Source organism: Methylocapsa palsarum, assembly GCF_900114285.1.
GTDB lineage: Bacteria > Pseudomonadota > Alphaproteobacteria > Rhizobiales > Beijerinckiaceae > Methylocapsa > Methylocapsa palsarum.
Genome location: NZ_FOSN01000012.1, coordinates 67,199 through 86,687, shown reverse-complemented (window position 1 = coordinate 86,687; position 19,489 = coordinate 67,199). Strand labels below are relative to the sequence as shown.

The following is a 19,489-nucleotide window of genomic DNA, read 5'->3' as shown; positions in this document are numbered from 1 at the left end:
ATGGCGCGACGTGAGAAAATGTCAAAGCGCAGGCTGTGAGAGCGACGAGGCTCTCACGGCGGGCGCGCCGGAGAGGCCGAATCGATCGGGCGAATTTCACGCTCATCATTCGGGCCTTGGGATATTTCTCTCAATACAGTGAGTCGAATGCCGAAAACTGGCGAAAGTTCAACGCCTTCGAACAAAATTTTGATTTATGGAATGAATTACGCCCCCGAGATGATCGGAGTTGGCCGCTTTACCGGAGAAATCGCATCTTTTCTCGCCGGGCTCGGCTATCAAGTCGGGGTGATCACGGCCCCGCCGCATTACCCGGGCTGGCTGGTCGAACCGCCCTTCCACGCGTTGCTATATGCGAGCGAAGAGCGTGAAGGAATCGAGATTGTACGATGTCCGCTCGCCGTTCGCAGTGAAATGCGGGGAATCTGGCGGCTGATCGCGCCCCTCACCTTCGCCTTCTCTTCCGCGCCGGTCGCATTATGGTGGATCGCGACTCGGCGACCGCGTTTGATTTTGTGCATCGAGCCAACCCTGGCGATCGCTCCTGTCGCGCTCCTGGCTCGATTGACCGGCGCTCGAACCGTCCTTCATGTGCAGGATCTCGAAGTCGACGCCGCCTTCGCCGTTGGACATCTGAAGGGCGGAAGCCTGATGCGGATGATTACGGCGGTCGAATCATGGCTGCTCCGGCGTTTTTGCGGAGTGATCACGATTTCGGACCAGATGCGCAAACGGCTCATCGCCAAAGGAGTCGAGCCGAGCCGGATCAATATCGTTCGCAACTGGGTCGATCTCAGCAAGATCAAACCCATCGAAGGCGACAACAGTTTCCGGCGTGAGCTCGGCCTCTCAGACGACGATTTTATCGTCCTTTACGCAGGAACCATTGGCGCCAAGCAAGCCCTGGGCGTGGTGCTCGAGGCCGCCCGAAGCCTGGCGAACCGCCCTAACGTGCATTTTGTCATCGCGGGCGATGGACCGGAGAAGCAGCGCCTGATGCAGGACTATGACGGTCTCGCCTCGGTCCATTTTCTGCCCCTCCAGCCAGAAGAAAGGCTTTGCGAGCTGCTTAACCTCGCCAACTTGCATGTTTTGCCGCAGAGCAGCGGCGCAGCCGACCTGGTGCTGCCGTCAAAGCTCGGCGGGATGCTGGCGAGCGGGAAGCCGGTTCTCGTCACCGCCGACGCCGGGACCGAACTTTTCGATGTTCTGACTGGAACAGCGATTCTCACGCCAGCCGGCGATAGCGCGGCGATGGCGAAGGAAATCGCTCGCCTCCAGGAAACCGGCGGCCATCCGGCTCTGGGAAACAGCCGCAGCCTCGCCGCTATCTTTGAGCGGGAGGCGTGCCTCAAACAATTCCAGTCTTATCTCGATCCGCCGGGCTCGCTTGAGCACTTTCCGATCGCATGAAGTCATGCGATCGATCAGAAATCGCTCCAGAGTCAAAAGCTTGATCGATCGGCTTGATTCAATCCGATCGGAATATACTCTAAAGGCGAAAGCCGCTCGGCGGGAATGAAGCCTCTGCTTCTTCACGCATTGACAAAGAATTTTTCGATGAAGGGCGCTATATCGGCTCGTGGCGGACGGGAAGCTCTGGCGCAGTTCTGGGCGATATGGCTCGGGTTGAACATGGCCGCGAGGACCACCCCGGCGGGGTTTGTGGCGAACGCGTAGTCAAGAAGCATGTCGCTCGCGATAAACGGGGGCCCGTAGCCGAGCTGAGACGCGAGCGAGGCGAGCCGGCCTCCGTCTCCCGCCAGGAGGCGCGACACGCGTTCGTAGGCGCCGCTGCTGAAAACGCCTTGGGTAACGAAGAAACGATCCGCCGCCCATAATTCATCGCGCAGCCGCCGCGCGTCCGGATCGAACGGATTGTCCACAAACTGTGTAATCTGGAATAGCGACGACGCGTCCAGGGCAGAATTTACGGCCGAGACCGACCCCGAAACTGCAAGGCGGCGCGCATATCCTCTTTCGACAAGGTTTTGGAGCGCGCCCAGAACGTCCTGATCCGCACATTCGGGGGGGCCTGGATCATGGAGCGCGACAACGTCGATATAGTCCGATTTCAAACGCCGCAGGCTTTCGACGATCAGCCCCTCGATGTCGCCGGCCGAAAGCGCTTTCCTCCGGCGGGATGGCGTGACCCTGACGTCGCCCAGTTCCGGAAATGTGCGCACGAAAAAGTGACGCAGACGGGTAAAAAACCGGAGCGCGAACGAAGGGGGCGCGCGTGGAGAACCAAGCTGCGCGCAAACGACGACTTTATCGCGTCGGCCCGAGAGAAACCGCCCGAAGATCGCCTCTGCTTCGCCGTCTCCATAAAACGGAGCGACATCATACCAGGTCACGCCCTGTTCGAACGCCCGGTCGAGGGCACGGCGCCCTTGCGTTTCAGACACGCGGGATCCAAGCGCGGCGCAGCCAAAACCCAGGGCGGAAACGTCGCGGCCGAGGCCCGGACAAAAGACGTTTCTCATCGGCATCTCCTTTTTGGCGCGAGGAGCAAGCGAGAGAATCGCACCGGCTGACTGTATCGGCAAGAGCAAAAACATATGCTCTTACGGGAGCCGAGCCCGCGGATGCTTGGGCGAATGCGTGAATGTCTCAATTACGATAAAGCAGCATAATACTTTGAAAAGCCATGCGCGCGAATATTTCGACCTTTTTGTCTTTGATTTCGTAAGAACGTCTTGATTACTGACAGGGCGGCCCCAGTTAAAACCAGGTCGTTAACAGCGCAAGTCGCCAACGACGGACAAGGACGAGGAGAGCCATGCGCCTGATCACGTCAATGTCACCCGAGGAAGATGACGCCGCGAAATGACGGGCTCATCGCTTGAAGAAGCTGGCCTGGCCGCTTGAAATTGAATCGACCTTCGGTTAGTATAACCTCAAGCTTTGTTCTCTGAAATGAAGCATTAATAGATTAGTTCTAAACTTCCCTCCCTGCTTTGAGGTGTTTGTCCGATGCAACTTGGCCCTCTACCCAAAGACCAGTTCGACCGTATCCTCAAGGATATGGATACGAACGGCTATGCGGTTCTACCCAACGCCTTTTCTCCCGATGAAATTGCGGAAGCCCGGAGCTTCGTGGAGAGGGAAACGGACAAAAGAAAGGGCGAATACTTCTCTTTCGTCGGGCGCGAGCCAGTTGCCGGCACCCTTTTGCAGCGGGTCGGCGACTCGACGCCATTCCGTACGCTCATGGCGGATCTTTCGTCGAATGTGATGGGCCGCAGCGTCGCGCCGGGGGCGCCCCTGCAGGTCTTGCGGGTGGTGGCAGGTCAGAGCGGCGGCGGACAGTCGATGCTTTTCCATTACGACGCCTACGCGATGACCGCCGTGGTTCCGATCGCAATTCCCAAGGAGCCGGGCCAGCCCTGCGGCGACCTTGTCTTGTATGCGAACCTCCGGCCGATCCGGTCCAATGTCATTTTCAACGTGATCGAAAAGACGTTCATGCAGAATTCGCTGGCGCAAAAAATCATGTCCACCAGCCTGATGCAGAAGATCTTCAAGGCGAAAGTTCTTCGGATCGATCCGGGCAACGTTTATTTCTTCAAAGGATACCAATCCCTGCACGCCAATGAACCGTGCCATCCCTCCGCCTTGCGCGCGACCGCGTTATTCCACTTCGGAGACCCTCACGAGGACAGCTCCGTGACGGAGTTCATCAAGCGCATCCGTCACCGTTATGAGGCCAGAAAAGCGCGCGCGCTTGCCAACTGACGCCTCAAAGCGAACCTTGCGGAAGCGGGTTCTGGGCCGGACCGGCTTAAGCATGTCCGAGCTCGGGTTCGGGTGTTCGTCCTTCTGGGCGAAACCCGCTTTTCCGGAATCACAGGCGCTTGCTCTGATCGAGCAAGCCATTGATGGGGGAATCACGTTCTTCGACACGGGGCCAAGCTATGCGGCGGGAAACGCGGAGCGCCGTCTCGGCGCCGTTCTCCGCGCGCGGGGAGGCGCGGGCGATCTGACCATCTGCAGTAAGGCCGGAACGCATTTCGATGAATCGGGACGCCTGTTTCGCGACTGGTCGCCCGAGGCGGTGAAGACAAGCGTTCGCCGCAGCCTTGAACGTCTGGGGCTCGACAGGCTTCAGGTGCTTCATCTGCACGGCCCCGCGATCAGCGATCTCACTCCCTCTTTCCTTGAGGCCCTCGCCGGATTGAAAGATGAAGGACTCGTGCAATTCGTCGGGATCAATTCCTTTGACGATGACGTCGTGCGATTCGGCCTGACCCTTCCCCTCTTCGACAGTTTCATGGTCGAATATAATGTGCTGAGAAAACGCAACGCGTCTCTACTGGCCGATATCGCATCGTCCGGAGCGGGCGCGATCATCGGCACGCCTGTCGCCCAGGCGCTGTTTCGTCCGGCCGCGTCGATCTGGCCGCTCAACAAGAAAACACTCTGGGAATTGGCTCGGGCGGTCACCAGGCGGCGTGGGGACTTGCGCGCCGCGAGGTCGTACAAATTCTTGAACGAAGTTCCGGGGATGACCGGGGCGCAAGCGGCGCTGGCTTATGTTCTTCGGCAAAAGACGTTTGCGACGGCCGTGTTCGGCACAACATCGGCCCAGCATCTCGCCCTCAACCTTGAGGCGGCGCAGATCACCCTGCCCCCGGACGTCGTTCGGCGCATCGAGGCGGCCCCAGACAGTTAGAGCGCATAGCAAGAGCGTGACGTCATGGACAGCGGCTTTCGGGCCGCGTCATTATGGGTCAGCAGGCGTTGTCTCGATTCGAAGCGTTGATGGTGTGGCGAGGGAGACGCCAGGATGAACGCGTCTCAAAACGAAGACCTCACCTTCGACCGGTCCTTCATCGGCGCCCCGGGCGAACTGGAACAGGTCTCCCCTCTCGTGCGCCGGATGGTGGCGGGCAATTCCGGACCCATGACCTTCACCGGCACCTGCACTTATGTCGTCGGAACAGGAAGAATCGCCATCATCGACCCGGGTCCGGATCGGCCTGAGCATTTTCGGGCCCTGCTCGACGCCCTCGCCGGCGAAACCGTCGAAACGATCCTCGTGACGCATACCCACCGGGATCATTCCCCCGGCGCCCGCGCGCTGAAGGGGGCGACGGGCGCGCCGATCGCCGGCTGCGCGCGATATGCCGCTCCGGTCGGCCGGTCGGACGGCTCTTTTATCCGGATCGACGCGGCGAACGATCAGGAACATGCTCCGGATCTGGTCATGCGCGAGGGCGATGCGATCGAAATTGGCGATTTCTCCCTCGTCTGCGTCGAAACGCCCGGCCATTCCGCAAACCATCTCGCCTTCGCGCTGCCGCAAGAGAAGGCGCTTTTTTCCGGCGATCATGTCATGGCCTGGGCCACGTCCGTCGTCGTGCCGCCCGATGGAACCATGAGCGATTACATGGCTTCGCTTGAAAAACTCCGCGCCCGCGACGACAGGATTTACTGGCCCGGGCACGGCGGTCCGGTCGTCAATCCGCAGGCCTTCGTCCGCGCCTTGGCCCAGCATCGACGCGGGCGTGAAAAGTCGATCCTCGCAAGCGTGCGCGGCGGGAACTCCACGATCGAGGCCATCGTCAAAAATGTTTATGAAGGCCTCGATCCGGCCTTACGCGGCGCGGCCGGATTGTCGGTGTTCGCCCACCTCGAGGATCTGATCAGCCGCGGGCTCGTCCGTGTGGAGGGGCCGGCGTTGCTCACGGCGGCGTTTCATCCGGCAAGGAGCCCTTGACGATTTGCCCTTGAGCGCTTTCCGATCGCATGCCTTCAGGCGATCGGAAAGCGCTCTAGCAAAGCTTCGCCTTCGCGGTCAGATACTCCTCGCGCATCCTCGAAATAACTTCAGCCGCAGGCGAAATATCCTTGATCGCGCCAACGCCCTGCCCGGCCCCCCAAATGTCCCGCCAGGCCTTGACCGTTTCCGCGGCGGCGCCGGACTGAAAATCCATCGCGCTTTTGCCGCGCTCGGGCAGATGGTCCGGATCGAGGCCCGCCGCGGCGACGCTCGCGCGCAGATAATTGCCCGAAACCCCAGTAAAATAGGGCGAATAAAGGACGCCTTCGGCGTCGCTCGCAACGATCATCTCTTTGTAGCGATCGTCGGCATTGGCCTCGGTCGTCGCGATGAACCGCGTGCCGACATAGGCGAAGTCGGCCCCCAGCGCCCGCGCGGCGAGAACTCCTCGCCCCGTCGTGATCGCCCCGGCGAGCGCAATCGGCCCGTCCCAGAAATGGCGCACTTCCTCGATCAGCGCGAACGGCGACAGGGCGCCCGCATGGCCGCCGGCGCCCGCGCAGACGAGGATCAGACCGTCGACCCCGGCGTCGATCGCCTTCCTCGCGTGGCGAACGTTGATGACGTCATGAAAAACCAGTCCGCCCCAGGCGTGGACATGAGGCGTGATCGCTCCAGGCGCGGACAGGCTCGTGATGATGATAGGAACCTTATATCCGGCGCAGACTTCGAGATCGCGCCGCAACCTGTCGTTAGAGGGATGAATGATCTGATTGACCGCGAAAGGCGCGATTTCGGCTTGCGGGCTCTTCGCCTTGAACGCGGCGAGTTCCGCCGTGATCCTGGCGAGCCAATGGTCCAGCGAGTCTGGTGGGCGCGCGTTCAGCGCCGGAAAGGCGCCGATGACGCCGTTCACGCATTGCGCAACGACAAGTTCCGGATTCGAAATGATGAATAGAGGCGCTCCAATGACCGGGAGCGACAGATGCGGTAAAGCGCTCGGCCAGGCCATTCAGCGACACCCAACATGCGCCCGGGAGGAAGCAGGCGCTTCAATATCCGGCGGGGGTTAAATTCGGCGCCAGACGGCTAGAATCGGCAAGCGGGAATAAAACAGCGGCTCCAAACCGTTCATCCGCTGCGACATGCAACCGTAGCGGTTTGCGCCCGTCGCGGTTGGACTTCACCCTCATGAATAGCGATCACGCGCACTCAGTCGCCGGAAGAGAGCCGAACGCGCAGCCATGTCCGCCTGCAGCGCACGGCAGGTCGACGTGTCCAACATTCTGGTCAAGTCGACAACCTCCCTTCCCTTCAGCGATTACAAGCGCCTTGCATAACAATTGACTTGATAAGTTCAGTATTTGCCGACGACAGGCGCTAGCGCCGGCGCCAATTCTCCGAGGTTGAACTTGTAGTTCAAACCGGCGCGTACGATGTTGCCGTTGTTGCGGACCTTTCCGCTCAAACTGGAAAACTCCTCGGCCTCGTTGAGATCAATATTCTGATAGCCCACAGTCCCGGTCGAGGAGCCAAGGTCGTAATAGAGATACTCGACCTTGACAGACCAGTTCGACCAGGCGTCCGGCAAGGCGAATTCAAAGCCGCCGCCGACAGCCCAGCCGACATTCCGCTTGCTTTGCGCATAGGCCGACAAGGCGGGATCCGCGAACCCATTGGTGAGAGTGAACGAGGATGTCGACTGGCCGAACGCGAGACCGCCTGTGACATAGAGCAACAGGCGTTCAGCGGGCGTCCAGCCAAGCCGGCCGAGCACTGTGCCGAGCCAGTCAAGCCGTTGATCGCTTTGGGTCAAGGTCGGAAAGATGAAAACGCTATTGCTGAGTGAAGCGCTTGAATAGTTACGCCCTGTCGCGCCGTCGACATCGGCTTCGAGGCCAAACACGAAGCTGTTGAACTGATAATTGTAGCCGAGTTGTCCGCCGCCGATCAAACCGGAAACCGTGGAGACGCCATTATAGGGAATGACGCCGAACGATTGCGCCACGCCAAGGCCGCCGCCAGCTTCGAGACCGGAACTGTCCGTCCCGGTGAATTGCATCGAAGAATTCCGCCAGTGGCCGCCGAGGTTGACGCCGCCGTAGGCGCCTGTCCAATTGTAGGGAGACGGCGTTGGAGCCGCAGGTGCGAGATCAGCCGCAAGGCACATACCGCAAAGTGCTACAGCACCAACCGATTGCAAGAGCGCCAAGCGTAACATGTGTTTCTCCGAAGGCAAGGACGGCGGCAGAACCAGATTCAACAGGGATAGCCGGAGCTTAGGCTAATTTCTTCGACCGTCAAATTGTTGTCCGGGAGCCGCCTTATTTTCCGGCGACCCGTGTCAGAGGCGCAACAGGCGCGAGCCCCGCAAATCATTTTTGACTCTTATCGCCGAAATTGGAACAAATAGAGAAACTAAAGAGTCCCAGAACAATTCAAGGGAGTGGATGGCGTCGCCGGGCGACAGATCAAAACTAGACATGTGAGGCTGAAAATCGCCTGGATCGATCGAATGGTCACGCTTTACCTTGGCCATCATGACCAAGAAACGGAGATCGCTATTACGGTGAGCAAGTCAGAAAATTGATCTTGGTCGCTCGGGCGCGTGGTCGACCTGTGCGGCTTTGCAGTTCTGGGGCGACAATGCGCTTCGATCACTATCGCCCGTTCCTTTCGCGGCGCCGGCGCGTGCAGTGCAAACGTCACGAAAAACACGCCTCCGACTACGCCGTGCAAAGCGGAACTTTCAAATTTCCCACTGGCGCAACAAAAGTGATCGACCCACGTGATGTTGCGCATGAATAGTTCATACATCTGAGATAGCTCTCTAGATGAATCATTGCAATCTTGCGCCGGCGGGGACGAAAGAACGGGAGGATAGTGCTGCGCAAGAACCAACACGCAGTGCATCAGGGAGAAAATGAATCACGAAATCGCCGCAGCCGATGTTGAAGCCGCAGCCAGTCACAGCGAGTTCGGAAATGGTGAGTTCGGAAATGAAGAGTTTAAAAACCGGCGATAGCGGAAGCTGAGCAGCAGACCGCGAGATGTCCCGTCGCCAGGATATCTACGGTAAAGGTTGCGGTGGAAGAATTTTCCAGTCGACCTTAGCGCGTAGGAAAACCGTAACCAGGATTGGCGCTTGATGGAGCGGAGGTCTCGTGAGCGTAACGGAATTTGTCATTCCAAATCTTGAAGTCAAGATGCTCAACCTGCCGTTCCTAATCGGATCCAGCCAGATGGCCAAATACAGGGAGGCGATAACAGCGTAGCTGCTCGCGGCGAAGGGCGGGCGCCTGCTTGGAAATCCTGAACTGCCGGCGTGAGCGCGGCGGCGGCGCTAGGTGACGATGACATTGCGACGACGACATTGCATTCAACAAGAGCGGTCCAGTCCCAACGCATAATTTCATGCAGTTCGATTCAACCAAGATTTAGACGAATTCGCCGGAGCGTTCAGCGAACGACGAATTTTTGACACGTTATTTGAGTGCGTCATGAGCGATGGCGCTGATTGATATGACAAACTTCAGCCTTTCCAGGACGGCTCGGCCCGGCGCATGAATTCCGCGGAAGTGACCCATGTGTTGTGATCTTGCCTTGTGAGAATCACAACACTCTCCAGAACTGGCCGGAGCCCGCGCAACACGCCTCGCTGATCGCTGATGAACGAGAGGCTGGACCGGATTGAAAAGGCGTTTGGGCGCGTCGCCGCGGCGCCCTTCGAAAGCAGGAGCAGGGTTCATGAATAAGGACGATCCCGGGGACAAAAATGATGAGGCCGGCGCCGCGGCCTTCACAAGGATCGCGCAAGGCCTGTCCACTCTCTTCGACGTTCTTTCCGATTTCGACAATCTTCCCCGGCGCGGCCGTCATGAGAAAGACGTCCGGGTGATGGAAAATTCATTCGACAAGCGCGCCGTGGGCGAGGTCGCGGGAAAGCGGGAGGCGACAGAGAATGCGTCCCTTCGCCGGGAAAATTCGTCGCGTCGCGAGGCCAAGCGGAGTTCGATTGAAGTGCTGGAGCCTGTCGCCGATGTGGTCGAGAAACCGGACGAAATTCTTCTTCTTTTCGAATTGCCCGGCGTCGAGCGCAAGGATATTCGCTGCCTGCGCGACGGCGCTATTTTGCTGCTGGAAGCCCAGACGGGAGAACGTCTCTATCGCAAGGAAATGCTTTTCGAGAACCTACTTGCCGGTGGTGCGCCAAAATTGTCTCTCCGCAACGGCGTGCTCGAGCTCCGGTTGAGCAAGCGGCGCTGAACGCCGCCGCGAGATGAGAATTCGCGAATGACCAGCGACTGGATCATTTTCGGCAAGTATGCAGGGCGGAGCTATTAGACTGCGCCAATCGCCTGTCTGAAAAATTGAAACAGGGCAGTTCGCATGGATGCGCCTTGCAAGCACACGCCGCTACGCGCCCTGGCGTCGCCCAAGGCTAAACGCGCCGCCCGCACACGGCGAGCGGAGCGCTCTAAGTCTCTGTATTCATGGGAGTAATGGATTCAGGGGGAATAATGGTGCCCAGGGGCGGAATCGAACCACCGACACTGCGATTTTCAGTCGCATGCTCTACCAACTGAGCTACCTGGGCGTCGCCAGGCGAATTCGGCTCCGGCGCTGGCGCGGTTATAACGGAGCGATGACGGGATTGTCTAGCTCAGATTCTTCCGGGCGCCGTCGGCAGGCTCTGGAGGCGTCGGGTCCACGCGGGCGATGAATTCGCAGATGCGCGCAATGGACGTCCGGTCAATGAGGAGCGCGGGATGGCCCTGGCCTGGAACGATGAGGATCTCGCACCTACGCCTGCGTTTCTCCATTGCGGCCAGGGTCTCAGGCGACAGCAGATCCGAATTCTTTGCTCTGATGATCAGCAGAGGGGTGTCGCGCAGGCCGTCAAACTGCGCCCATAGATCCGGCAACGGCTGCTCGAGGTCGAGGCTATCGAACGGTTTCACGAGACGCGGATCATAGCGCGGCGCGAGGCGGCCAGAGGCATCGCAGAACGTCATCCTCGCATAGATCCTCCATTCCTCCTCGCTGAGGCCGCTGAAATGTTCGCTCATGAGATGTTTGAGCAGATCGATCGCGTCGGGTATGGAACGGGGCGCCGGCGTCTTGCCGGCGTAGCCGCGGATTCGGGCGATGCCGATGGGTTCCAGGACAGGCCCGATATCGTTCAGCACAACCGCGTGAAGGGTGCAGGGGCGCGATGCGGACAAAAGCATCGCGTGGAGGCCGCCGCGCGACGTTCCGATGAAAATGGCGCGCTCGATTCCCAGAGCGGTCAAGACGCTGAGGATGTCGCCGTTTTCGATTTCGAGGCTGTAATTGCGCCAGTCCCGGTCGTAACCGGAGTCTCCGCGTCCCCTATAGTCCAGCGCAAGCACCCGGCGGGGGGCGCCAAAAAGCCCGGCGGTCATAGCGCTGGCGAGGGGGCCGAAGTCGGATGAGGTCCGGGTCAAACCGGGGAGGCAGACCACCGGGACGCCGCGATCGAGCGCGGAGCCATAATCGCGCACATGCAAAGGCAGTCCATCGCAAGCGGAAACGAAGCGGCTTTTGAAGGGGAGCTCTGGAATGATCACAAAACCTCCAAAGCGTACTCGTTCGGCGCGGACCAAGCCGCCTTATGCACTCTTGGCGGGAATTGCGGAGGCGACGCGCGCGAGCGTGGAAAAGGCCGGAAACTCTCTTTTTACCAAAGAGGAAACGATGAGGAACCTACATAGATGAGCCTTGTTGATAGCCCATGGAACAGACGAAAAAAAGGGCTTTGCCTCTCGTCCTTGTCGTCGAAGATGAACCTTACGTGCGCACGGCGAGCGCCAGCATGCTGGAGGACGCCGGGTTCGAGGTGATCGAGGCATGCGACGCAGACGAAGCGCTGCGGCTTCTTTCCGTCCACCCGAACGTCGGTGTTGTCTTCACCGATGTGGAAATGCCCGGTTCGTTAGATGGATTGAGTCTGGCTCGACGCATCCATCACGATTGGCCGGGCATTGGCGTGGTTGTGACGTCTGGCCGTTACGGATCTTCAGAGTCAATTCAAGACGGTGACGTGTTCATGCCGAAACCTTATCATTCGGCCGACCTGATTAGCGGAATTGAGGAGTCGCTGCGCAGGATCCTGACTCGGAACGAACAGGCCCGCAGGCGCGGACCGTCCGAACAATTCCAAAACATTTCCCGGCGTTAAAGTTTGGCTTGGGCTTTGGCGATCTGCTCCCTTGAAATAATTCCCGTCGGCTCCTCGCCGAAGCGGATCCGGTAGATACCCAAGTTTTCGCTGACTCTCTGCACATAGTTGCGGGTTTCGGTAAAGGGAATGCGCTCGATCCAGTCGATCGCATCGACGCCCGGCTTGCGTGGATCGCCATAGGCGTCGATCCATTGCTTGACCCGCTTTCCGCCTGCGTTGTAGGCGGCGAAGGTCAGGATATAGGATCCTCTCTGCTCGGCGAGAAGCTCGCCAAGATGCGCCGCCGCCAGCTGGGCGTTGAACGCGGCGTCGGCCACGAGCCGGTTTTCATCGAAAGCGACGCCGGCGCGCTGGGCGGTTCGCCGCGCGGTCGACGCGATCATCTGCATCAGCCCCTTGGCGCCGGCGGTCGAGATAGCGGTGGGATTGAAGGCGCTTTCCTGCCGGGCGATCGCATAAATCAAAGAGGGAGCGGCTGAATTTTGCAGGGGCTCGAAAGACGGCACGCCATAGGTCGGGAAGGCCAACGTATCGAGAGGCACGCCGCGCTGGCTCGCAAGCTTGCCGACCGTGAGGGAGATATGGGCGTCGCGCTGGTTCGCGACCACCCGGGCGAGAGCGGCGATCTGCGCATCGTCCTGGAGGTTATGGATCGCTTCGATGGCGAGCGGCGTCGCCAGAGACTTTTCACCGACGCCATAAAGCAATTCCACCACCTTGATGGATTCTTCGCGGGCGTCGCCCTTTGCTTCATTGGAAATTTCGCGGATCGGAGCAATATCCAGCCCGAGCTTTTCACGCGCAAGCTGGCCGTAATAGGTCGTCGGCTGATTCGCCGCCTGCTGGTAGAACGCATTGGCCGCGGCGATTGCTGTTTCAGAGGCCGAAGCTTCGGCGGCGCGGCCTCGCCAATAAGCGGCGCGCGCCTTCGACATCGGCGTTTCCGCATATTGAGAAAGCTTCTCGAAATGAATTGCGGCCTTCGCAGGATCGTTCTGGAAGCGCAACGCGATCCAGCCCGCGTGGAATTCAGCCTCGATCCGCATCTCGCGCGATGACGCCGAATGTTCCGCGCACAGCTTGTAAGCCGTGGCCGCATCGTTCTGGTCGAGCATTTTGCGGGCCAGCAGCCGGCGCTCGACCCACCAATCGTCGCCATCGACGAGAAGCGCGGGATCTTTCGGAGCCGACAGCATCACGTCGACAGCTTCGCGGAACTTCTCCGCGCGGCGGAGCTTCTGAATTTGCGCGAACAGGAATGCGGGGTCGGCGCGAAGCGAGACTGGAACGGCGGCCAGAAGCTTGTCGCTGTTGGTTTCGGCGATAACGGCGGCCCGCGCCTTGGCGAGCGCGACGACATCTGGCCCGGCCAGCGCGGCGGCGCGCAATGCGTTCGCGGTCTCCTCCTTATAAAGGAGCCGATCGGCGCGGAATTTGTGATCCGCGCGATCGAGATACGAGATAAAATCCGACTTGACCTTGGTTTCGAGCGTCGCGTTGAGATCTGATTCACGCCACACGTCGCGAACGAGGGTCGCCGCCTCGGCGGTCTTGCCCTCGTCGGTCAAAACCTTTGCGAGCGCCAGTTTGCCGGCGGGCGTCTCGGGACGGGCGTTGCTGAAAAAAGTCTTGATGAGCGGCGCGTTCTTGCGGTCGCCAAAAAGCGCTTCTTCGCTGCGCTTGTGAAGCCAGCCGAGCGCTGGCCAGGACGGATGCGCGTTGATGAAGGCCTGGATCCGGGCGAAACCGGCTTCGCGGGGAAAGGTTCGCAGGGCGATCCATTCGAGAGCTGTCTGGACGGTCGGGTCTTTCGCGGATCTGGCCGCATTGTCGCCGCGCGCCAGATCCGCGGACTTGTACGCGGCGATGGCTTCGGCGAGACCGGTGGCGTCGATGTCAAATTGCTGCGAAAGCGCGCGATCGGACAATAGCGCCGAGGCGTTGCCGGTTTTCCGGCGTTGCCTTAGAGGATCGTCGTCGGGAGCGTCGTCTTCCTGGAGATAGGGCGATTCGAAGGCGTCGGGGTCAAGACCGGATGAAACGACGGCCTGATCTTCGTTTGACGCGAAGAGGCCCCAATCCGGACCGCTTTCATGAATCCATGCGGCGCAGACGCCGGTCAGCACGACGCCTGTCGCCGCCTTGAGCCAAAAACTTAAATCCCTGGAGAGCATATTTTTTCCAATGCTTCCGATTATTAAAGAAGGCCCGAACAAGGGCTTAAAAATTGGTCCATTATCGTTAACAAAACGCGAACTAAACGTTGACGCCCTACCCGCGGCTTGTTTGGCCTGAGCCGGCGGCCCTTTTCGGAAGCGCTTTTGACGGCTATGTGTCGTCTGCTTGCTTCAGCTTGTGCGCTCGCTCAAGTATGACGAAGAGTGAGCCTTGGAATTGCGGCGTCCGTTGGGCGGTTTGGCGAAAAGGTGTTTTGGCATGGGTAAGAAGGCGTCGTTCAGAGGGTCGATTACGGCTCTGGTCACGCCCTTCCGGTCGGGCGAGTTCGATGAGCCTGCGTTTCGGGCGCTGGTCGATTGGCAGATCGAAAGCGGCACGCATGGCCTCGTCCCTGTAGGAACGACAGGAGAAAGCCCCACTCTCTCCCACGCGGAACATCACAAGGTCGTGAGGGCCTGCATTGCGGAGACGAGGGGCCGCGTTCCCGTCATCGCGGGAGCCGGATCGAACAATACGCATGAGGCTGTCGAACTCGCGCGATTCGCCGAAAGCGCCGGAGCCGACGGGCTCCTCGTGGTCACGCCCTATTACAACAAACCGTCGCAGGAGGGATTGTACCGCCATTTCAAGGCGGTGAACGATGCGGTCGGAATTCCGATCGTCATCTACAATATTCCGCCCCGCTCGGTGGTCGACATGTCCATCGACACGATGAAGCGGCTTTTCGAGCTAAAAAATATTTGCGGAGTCAAGGACGCGACCGGCAACCTTGCCCGGACCGCCCTGCAAAGGCGTGAACTCGGCGAGGACTTTCTCCAACTGTCGGGCGAGGACATGACCGCGCTTGCGGTCATGTCCTTAGGCGGACAAGGCTGCATTTCAGTGACGTCGAACGTTGCGCCGAGACTATGTTCGCAATTCCAGGAGGCTTGCCTTCGCGGAGATTACGCCGCGGCGTTGCAAGCTCATGATCTGCTAAGCCCGCTCCACTCCGCCCTTTTCATCGAGCCCAATCCCGCCGGACCCAAATTCGCGCTCTCCTTGATTGGCAAAATTCTCGACGAGGTGCGCTCGCCCATGCTGCCGGCGTCCGCGGCGGCGCAAGCTCCCATCAAGGCCGCGATGGTTCATTCGGGATTGATCCATGCGTGAAAATTTCTCGCAGCCGGGAGTTTAGTGAGTGTCCGCCAAAAAAGAGCGTCCCCTGAAGGTCGCTGCTGAAAATCGCCGGGCACGTTACAATTACGAGATCGGAGAGACGTTCGAGGCGGGTTTGATGCTCACCGGGACCGAAGTTAAGTCCTTGCGCACCGGGAAGGCGACGATCGCGGAAAGCTATGCCTCGGTCGACCGGGCGGGCGAGCTGTTCCTTGTGAACGCGACGATTCCTGAATATTTGCAGGCGAATCGCTTCAATCACGAGCCGAAGCGGCCGCGCAAACTGCTGCTCAAGACTCGCGAGATCGTCAAACTTTCGCAGGGGACGGAGCGAGAGGGCATGACGATCGTGCCCTTGAGAATTTATTTCAACGAACAAGGCAGGGCGAAGATCGAGATCGCCCTGGCCCGCGGAAAACAACTTCACGACAAGCGGGAAACCGAGAAAAAGCGGGATTGGAATCGCGAAAAAGGCCGCTTGCTGCGCGAAAAGGGCTAGGCATATTCCGATCGTATGAAGTCATGCGATTGATCAGAAATCGCTCCAGAGTCAAAGGCTTGAGCATAGTCTTGTCGATTGGATCGATTCACTCCGATCGGAATATGCTTTAGCGGCGCGCGGACCTGAGGGCAAATATCGGGCCCGAGGGCAAATTGAAAAGATTGCGGCCAGCGTCGCTTTTGTTACCTTCGCCAAGGACAAGCTACTTGGCTGGGCATGGTCGGCGGCAAAATACAACAAAGACTTTTTCTTAAGGTTCTTATCCATGAGGTTTGTAAAAGCAGCAACGATGAGTTCTGGCGATGAAAAGTAGGGACTATACTCACTCAATACTCATTATTGCATCCTTAAAGAATTTCCCTATAATCAAAGAGCCATACAGCTTGGCCGTCGTCGCTCCGCGAGCGGAAAAGGCTGCGGCGGATCCAGGACAGCGTTCGGAACGCTTCGGGGTCGGGTCTTGAAATCGATTCGGGCAGAGGGCTTTACTCTGTTACAGAAAATCGATGCGCAAATCGAAATTTCGTCTTTTTGCGACTCACAACCACAGAGGCGGCTGGTTTGAGCCATTTGGGTCCTCTTGAATAGCGAGCCGAGCAATCCATGATCATTCTTCACGTGATTCCTACGGTCAATCCTGAGTTCGGCGGACCTATCGAAGGCATTTTCATCTCCGCTCCCGTTCTGCGCGAGCAGGGGTGCAATCGTGAGATCGTCTCGCTGGACGCTCCAGGGGATCCCTGGGTCAAGAATTGTCCATTGCCTGTTTACCCTTTGGGAATTCAAAGCCGCAGCTATGCCCGCTGGCGAAAAAGGATCCCCTTCTTTTCGAACTATGGCTACACCCCCCATTTCGTGCCCTGGCTCAAGGAGAATGCGCGGAAGTATGACGCAATCATCGTCAACGGCCTGTGGAGTTACTCCGCCATGGGCGCGGCGCGGGCTTTGGCCAAGGGCGACACGCCGTATTTCGTCTATCCTCACGGGATGCTCGACCCGTACTTCAACAAGATCAAACCGGTGAAACGGGTGATCAAACAATTTCTCTGGTGGATCAGCGAGGGAAGGCTTCTGGCCCACGCGAATGGCGTCTTCTTTGTCACCGAGGAGGAACTTCTGCTCGCGAAGAACGCTTTCTGGCCCTTCCGTTGCCGCGGGCGCGTCGTGGCTTACGGAACGCAGGACATCAAGGGCGACCCGGTCGTCCAGATCGAAGCGTTCCGTGCGGCGTGCCCCAGTTTGGGGAACCGAAAGTTTATTTTGTACCTGAGCCGGATTCACCCCAAAAAAGGCTGCGATCTGCTGATCGACGCTTTCGCCAAGGTCGCTCACAAGGATCCTGAAATTGATCTCGTCATCGCCGGGCCTGATTCGGTCGGCTGGGTCAAAAAGTTGCAGGCGGCCGCGGAAGCCGCGGGGATAGGAAACAGGATTCACTGGCCGGGAATGTTGAAGGGCGATCTCAAATGGGGCGCCTTTCGCGGTTCAGAAGCGTTCGTCCTGCCATCGCATCAGGAAAACTTTGGCATCGTGATCGCCGAGGCGATGGCCTGCGGCAAACCCGTCCTCACAACCGACAAGGTCAACACATGGCGTGAAGTCGTCGCGTCCGGCGCAGGCATCGTCGAACCCGATGATCTTGCCGGCCTCACGCGTCTTCTGGACCAATTCCTCGACCTCAGTCCGGAGGAAAAGGCGGCGATGGGTCAACGCGCCCGGCAAGGCTTTGTCGAGAAATTCGACATCAGCACAATGGGACCGCAATTGATCGAAGCCATTCGCTGTTCGGGGAAGGCGGCGTAGCGGGAGTTCGCCAGGACGCTGGCGGGGCGCTGGCGCGGTCTTCACAATGTTTTGTCGCCGCATTTGACAGAAGATACGCGTTCGCTGAGCCTCTCCCGAGTTTCTACAACTTATTCGAAATCAGATAGAAATCCGACAGCTTTGCTGGCATATAAAGCCAAGCTGACGCACGCTCGGTCCGCGCGCCGGCCGCCGGTCCGCCGGCAAACCTTAGAGCGAGCCCGCTTGAATGGAAATCCTCGACGCAGGAAGTCATAATCCTCTTGAAGGCGGCCAGACTTTTCCCCTCCGGTTTCTTTTGATCCGGACCCTTTGGGATTTGACCTGGCTGCTGCTTGGAGCATGGACGCCGCCTCCGTTTGCGGCCTGGCGGCGTCTGATCCTTCGCCTTTTCGGCGCCAAGGTCTCGCCGACCGCTCTCGTTTATGGGAGCACCCGGATCTGGTATCCAGGGCATCTCGAACTGGGAGACTATTGTCAGATCGGGCCGCGCGCGACGCTCTACACGATGGCGAAGATCACCATCGACGACTACGCCATCGTCTCCCAGGGAGCCCATCTCTGCACAGGCTCCCACGACATCGAGAGCGCGTATTTTCAGACGATTGCAAAACCCATCCGCATCAAGACGCGAGCATGGGTCGCCGCTGACGCGTTTGTCGGCCCCGGCGTCGTGGTTGGCGAAGGCGCGGTGCTGGGCGCCTGCGGAGTGGCTTTTCGCGATCTCGAACCCTGGACCGTGTATGCCGGCAATCCGGCCAAGCTCATCAAGCTGAGAAAGGTCCGTTTCCCGGACGCCGGTTGAACGGGGCTGGCGCTGGCGTTCCATCTCGCGCGGCGGCGACGCGGTAGCGCATAAACCTATGTTGACCAGCCGTCATTTTACGACAGGCCGTCGGTTTTCAGGCGAGACCGCATCGCGACCCCGCCTCGCCGCCCGGTCCTAATTCGCGCGCACATTATCCAGCAAGCGACGACCATAGTTTGTTTTACCGAGCTTAATTGCAAGCGATTCGAAAGCGTCCCTGCCGATCCAGCCGTTCAGGAACGCGATCTCTTCGGGCGCCGCGATCAACTGGCCTTGGCGCTGCTGAAGAACGCGGACGAATTCAGCCGCCTCCATCAAGGAATCATGCGTTCCGGCGTCGAACCAGGCGAACCCGCGCTCCATTCTTTCGAGCTTGAGTTTCTTGCTCCGAATGTACAAATTATTGACGTCGGTAATCTCCAGTTCGCCGCGCGCCGAAGGCTTGAGGGACCGCGCGAGATCAACAATGTCTTTATCGTAAAAATAGACTCCGACCGCCGCCCAACGTGATTTCGGATTTTGCGGTTTTTCTTCAATCGAGAGGACATGGCCGTCGGCGTCAAACTCGATCACGCCATAACGTTCGGGCTGATCCACCCGATAGCCGAATACGGTGGCGCCCTCGGTGTCGGCGCTGGCCCGTTTCAGAGTGGTCGAAAGGCCATGGCCATAAAGAATATTGTCTCCCAGAATCAGGCATGAGGGCTGCCCGGAAATGAAATCCGCGGCGATAATAAAGGCTTGCGCAAGTCCATCCGGCGAAGGCTGGATGGCGAATTCCAGTCTCAGACCCCACTGACTTCCATCTCCCAGAAGGTGTTTGAAAGCAGACTGGTCCTGGGGAGTCGTAATGATCATGATTTCCCGTATGCCCGCCAGCATGAGCGCCGATAGCGGATAATAGATCATCGGTTTATCGTAAACCGGCAACAGCTGCTTCGAGGTCACAAGCGTCAGGGGGTGAAGTCTCGTTCCAGAGCCACCCGCCAGAATAATGCCCTTACGCATGTAGCTGCTCCAATTTCTTTGCGCGTCCCCTCGTCTTGTATTCGGGCCTTATTCCGCGCGGCGGTTCGGAGGACTATTCGATAGCGCGTTCAGATTATAGCG

At 59.0% G+C, this 19,489-nt stretch carries 16 protein-coding genes and 1 tRNA gene; 10 read left to right on the top strand and 7 right to left on the bottom strand.

Going from position 1 to position 19,489, the window contains the following annotated elements; all coding sequences use genetic code 11:
- Positions 1 to 147 precede the first annotated feature (147 nt).
- Positions 148 to 1,413, top strand: coding sequence for a WcaI family glycosyltransferase (locus BM177_RS13695; protein WP_091684526.1), 1,266 nt, complete (start codon positions 148 to 150; stop codon positions 1,411 to 1,413).
- 122 nt (positions 1,414 to 1,535) lie between these two features.
- On the opposite strand, the gene BM177_RS13690 is transcribed toward BM177_RS13695, so the two are convergent.
- Positions 1,536 to 2,486, bottom strand: coding sequence for an aldo/keto reductase (locus tag BM177_RS13690; protein ID WP_175492610.1), 951 nt, complete (start codon positions 2,484 to 2,486; stop codon positions 1,536 to 1,538).
- A gap of 490 nt (positions 2,487 to 2,976) precedes the next feature.
- Between BM177_RS13690 and BM177_RS13685 the strand changes: the two genes are divergently transcribed.
- The 3 genes from BM177_RS13685 to BM177_RS13675 all read left to right on the top strand — a co-directional run bounded on the left by BM177_RS13685 (position 2,977) and on the right by BM177_RS13675 (position 5,722).
- On the top strand, positions 2,977 to 3,738 hold the full coding sequence (locus BM177_RS13685) for a phytanoyl-CoA dioxygenase family protein (protein WP_091684523.1): 762 nt from the start codon (positions 2,977 to 2,979) through the stop codon (positions 3,736 to 3,738).
- Between the two features lie 52 nt (positions 3,739 to 3,790).
- Positions 3,791 to 4,675 (top strand): aldo/keto reductase, encoded by an 885-nt coding sequence (locus BM177_RS13680; protein WP_175492609.1) that lies wholly within the window; start codon positions 3,791 to 3,793, stop codon positions 4,673 to 4,675.
- Positions 4,676 to 4,789: 114 nt separating this feature from the next.
- On the top strand, positions 4,790 to 5,722 hold the full coding sequence (locus BM177_RS13675; RefSeq protein ID WP_091684519.1) for an MBL fold metallo-hydrolase: 933 nt from the start codon (positions 4,790 to 4,792) through the stop codon (positions 5,720 to 5,722).
- 55 nt (positions 5,723 to 5,777) lie between these two features.
- Here the strand turns inward: BM177_RS13675 and BM177_RS13670 are convergent, their stop codons facing one another.
- Both BM177_RS13670 and BM177_RS13665 read right to left on the bottom strand, forming a co-directional pair.
- Entirely contained in the window at positions 5,778 to 6,737 is a 960-nt protein-coding gene (locus tag BM177_RS13670; RefSeq protein ID WP_091684517.1) for an NAD(P)H-dependent flavin oxidoreductase, read from the bottom strand.
- Positions 6,738 to 7,082: 345 nt separating this feature from the next.
- The gene (locus tag BM177_RS13665; RefSeq protein WP_139223628.1) at positions 7,083 to 7,946 is read right to left on the bottom strand and encodes an outer membrane protein; all 864 of its coding nucleotides are present in this window, start codon (positions 7,944 to 7,946) and stop codon (positions 7,083 to 7,085) included.
- Positions 7,947 to 9,472: 1,526 nt separating this feature from the next.
- Here BM177_RS13665 and BM177_RS13655 point away from each other — a divergent pair.
- Positions 9,473 to 9,991, top strand: a complete 519-nt coding sequence (locus tag BM177_RS13655; protein WP_091684508.1) for an Hsp20/alpha crystallin family protein — start codon at positions 9,473 to 9,475, stop codon at positions 9,989 to 9,991.
- A gap of 255 nt (positions 9,992 to 10,246) precedes the next feature.
- On the opposite strand, the gene BM177_RS13650 is transcribed toward BM177_RS13655, so the two are convergent.
- Positions 10,247 to 10,322 (bottom strand) — tRNA-Phe (locus tag BM177_RS13650).
- Between the two features lie 61 nt (positions 10,323 to 10,383).
- Positions 10,384 to 11,316 carry an alpha/beta fold hydrolase gene (locus BM177_RS13645; protein WP_175492608.1) on the bottom strand — a complete coding sequence of 311 codons (933 nt, stop codon included), beginning with the start codon at positions 11,314 to 11,316 and terminating at the stop codon, positions 10,384 to 10,386.
- A gap of 164 nt (positions 11,317 to 11,480) precedes the next feature.
- Here BM177_RS13645 and BM177_RS13640 point away from each other — a divergent pair, with 164 nt between their 5' ends.
- Positions 11,481 to 11,927, top strand: coding sequence for a response regulator (locus tag BM177_RS13640; protein WP_091684502.1), 447 nt, complete (start codon positions 11,481 to 11,483; stop codon positions 11,925 to 11,927).
- Here the strand turns inward: BM177_RS13640 and BM177_RS13635 are convergent.
- The gene (locus BM177_RS13635; protein ID WP_091684603.1) at positions 11,924 to 14,104 is read right to left on the bottom strand and encodes a lytic transglycosylase domain-containing protein; all 2,181 of its coding nucleotides are present in this window, start codon (positions 14,102 to 14,104) and stop codon (positions 11,924 to 11,926) included. The two genes, BM177_RS13640 and BM177_RS13635, sit on opposite strands and share 4 nt — an antisense overlap.
- 262 nt (positions 14,105 to 14,366) lie before the next feature.
- Between BM177_RS13635 and dapA the strand changes: the two genes are divergently transcribed.
- The 4 genes from dapA (at position 14,367) to BM177_RS13615 (ending at position 18,376) form a co-directional block, all read left to right on the top strand.
- The gene (dapA, locus tag BM177_RS13630; protein WP_091684500.1) at positions 14,367 to 15,260 is read left to right on the top strand and encodes a 4-hydroxy-tetrahydrodipicolinate synthase; all 894 of its coding nucleotides are present in this window, start codon (positions 14,367 to 14,369) and stop codon (positions 15,258 to 15,260) included.
- 28 nt (positions 15,261 to 15,288) lie between these two features.
- Positions 15,289 to 15,765 carry an SsrA-binding protein SmpB gene (gene smpB, locus BM177_RS13625; protein WP_091684499.1) on the top strand — a complete coding sequence of 159 codons (477 nt, stop codon included), beginning with the start codon at positions 15,289 to 15,291 and terminating at the stop codon, positions 15,763 to 15,765.
- A 606-nt stretch (positions 15,766 to 16,371) separates the two neighbouring features.
- Entirely contained in the window at positions 16,372 to 17,571 is a 1,200-nt protein-coding gene (locus BM177_RS13620) for a glycosyltransferase (protein ID WP_091684496.1), read from the top strand.
- Between the two features lie 229 nt (positions 17,572 to 17,800).
- A complete protein-coding gene (locus tag BM177_RS13615) occupies positions 17,801 to 18,376 on the top strand; it encodes an LbetaH domain-containing protein (protein WP_091684493.1) in 576 nt (191 codons plus the stop codon).
- 138 nt (positions 18,377 to 18,514) lie between these two features.
- Here the strand turns inward: BM177_RS13615 and rfbA are convergent, their stop codons facing one another.
- The gene (gene rfbA, locus BM177_RS13610) at positions 18,515 to 19,387 is read right to left on the bottom strand and encodes a glucose-1-phosphate thymidylyltransferase RfbA (RefSeq protein WP_091684490.1); all 873 of its coding nucleotides are present in this window, start codon (positions 19,385 to 19,387) and stop codon (positions 18,515 to 18,517) included.
- Positions 19,388 to 19,489 lie beyond the last annotated feature (102 nt).

Coding starts and splice junctions, on each gene's coding strand:
- rfbA (WP_091684490.1), bottom strand. CDS start 19,387: ATGCGTAAGGGCATTATTCTGGCGGGTGGCTCTGGAACGAGACTTCAC.
- BM177_RS13640 (WP_091684502.1), top strand. CDS start 11,481: ATGGAACAGACGAAAAAAAGGGCTTTGCCTCTCGTCCTTGTCGTCGAA.
- BM177_RS13635 (WP_091684603.1), bottom strand. CDS start 14,104: ATGCTCTCCAGGGATTTAAGTTTTTGGCTCAAGGCGGCGACAGGCGTC.
- BM177_RS13655 (WP_091684508.1), top strand. CDS start 9,473: ATGAATAAGGACGATCCCGGGGACAAAAATGATGAGGCCGGCGCCGCG.
- BM177_RS13670 (WP_091684517.1), bottom strand. CDS start 6,737: ATGGCCTGGCCGAGCGCTTTACCGCATCTGTCGCTCCCGGTCATTGGA.
- BM177_RS13615 (WP_091684493.1), top strand. CDS start 17,801: ATGGAAATCCTCGACGCAGGAAGTCATAATCCTCTTGAAGGCGGCCAG.
- dapA (WP_091684500.1), top strand. CDS start 14,367: ATGGGTAAGAAGGCGTCGTTCAGAGGGTCGATTACGGCTCTGGTCACG.
- BM177_RS13680 (WP_175492609.1), top strand. CDS start 3,791: ATGTCCGAGCTCGGGTTCGGGTGTTCGTCCTTCTGGGCGAAACCCGCT.
- BM177_RS13685 (WP_091684523.1), top strand. CDS start 2,977: ATGCAACTTGGCCCTCTACCCAAAGACCAGTTCGACCGTATCCTCAAG.
- BM177_RS13695 (WP_091684526.1), top strand. CDS start 148: ATGCCGAAAACTGGCGAAAGTTCAACGCCTTCGAACAAAATTTTGATT.
- BM177_RS13675 (WP_091684519.1), top strand. CDS start 4,790: ATGAACGCGTCTCAAAACGAAGACCTCACCTTCGACCGGTCCTTCATC.
- BM177_RS13620 (WP_091684496.1), top strand. CDS start 16,372: ATGATCATTCTTCACGTGATTCCTACGGTCAATCCTGAGTTCGGCGGA.
- BM177_RS13665 (WP_139223628.1), bottom strand. CDS start 7,946: ATGTTACGCTTGGCGCTCTTGCAATCGGTTGGTGCTGTAGCACTTTGC.
- BM177_RS13690 (WP_175492610.1), bottom strand. CDS start 2,486: ATGAGAAACGTCTTTTGTCCGGGCCTCGGCCGCGACGTTTCCGCCCTG.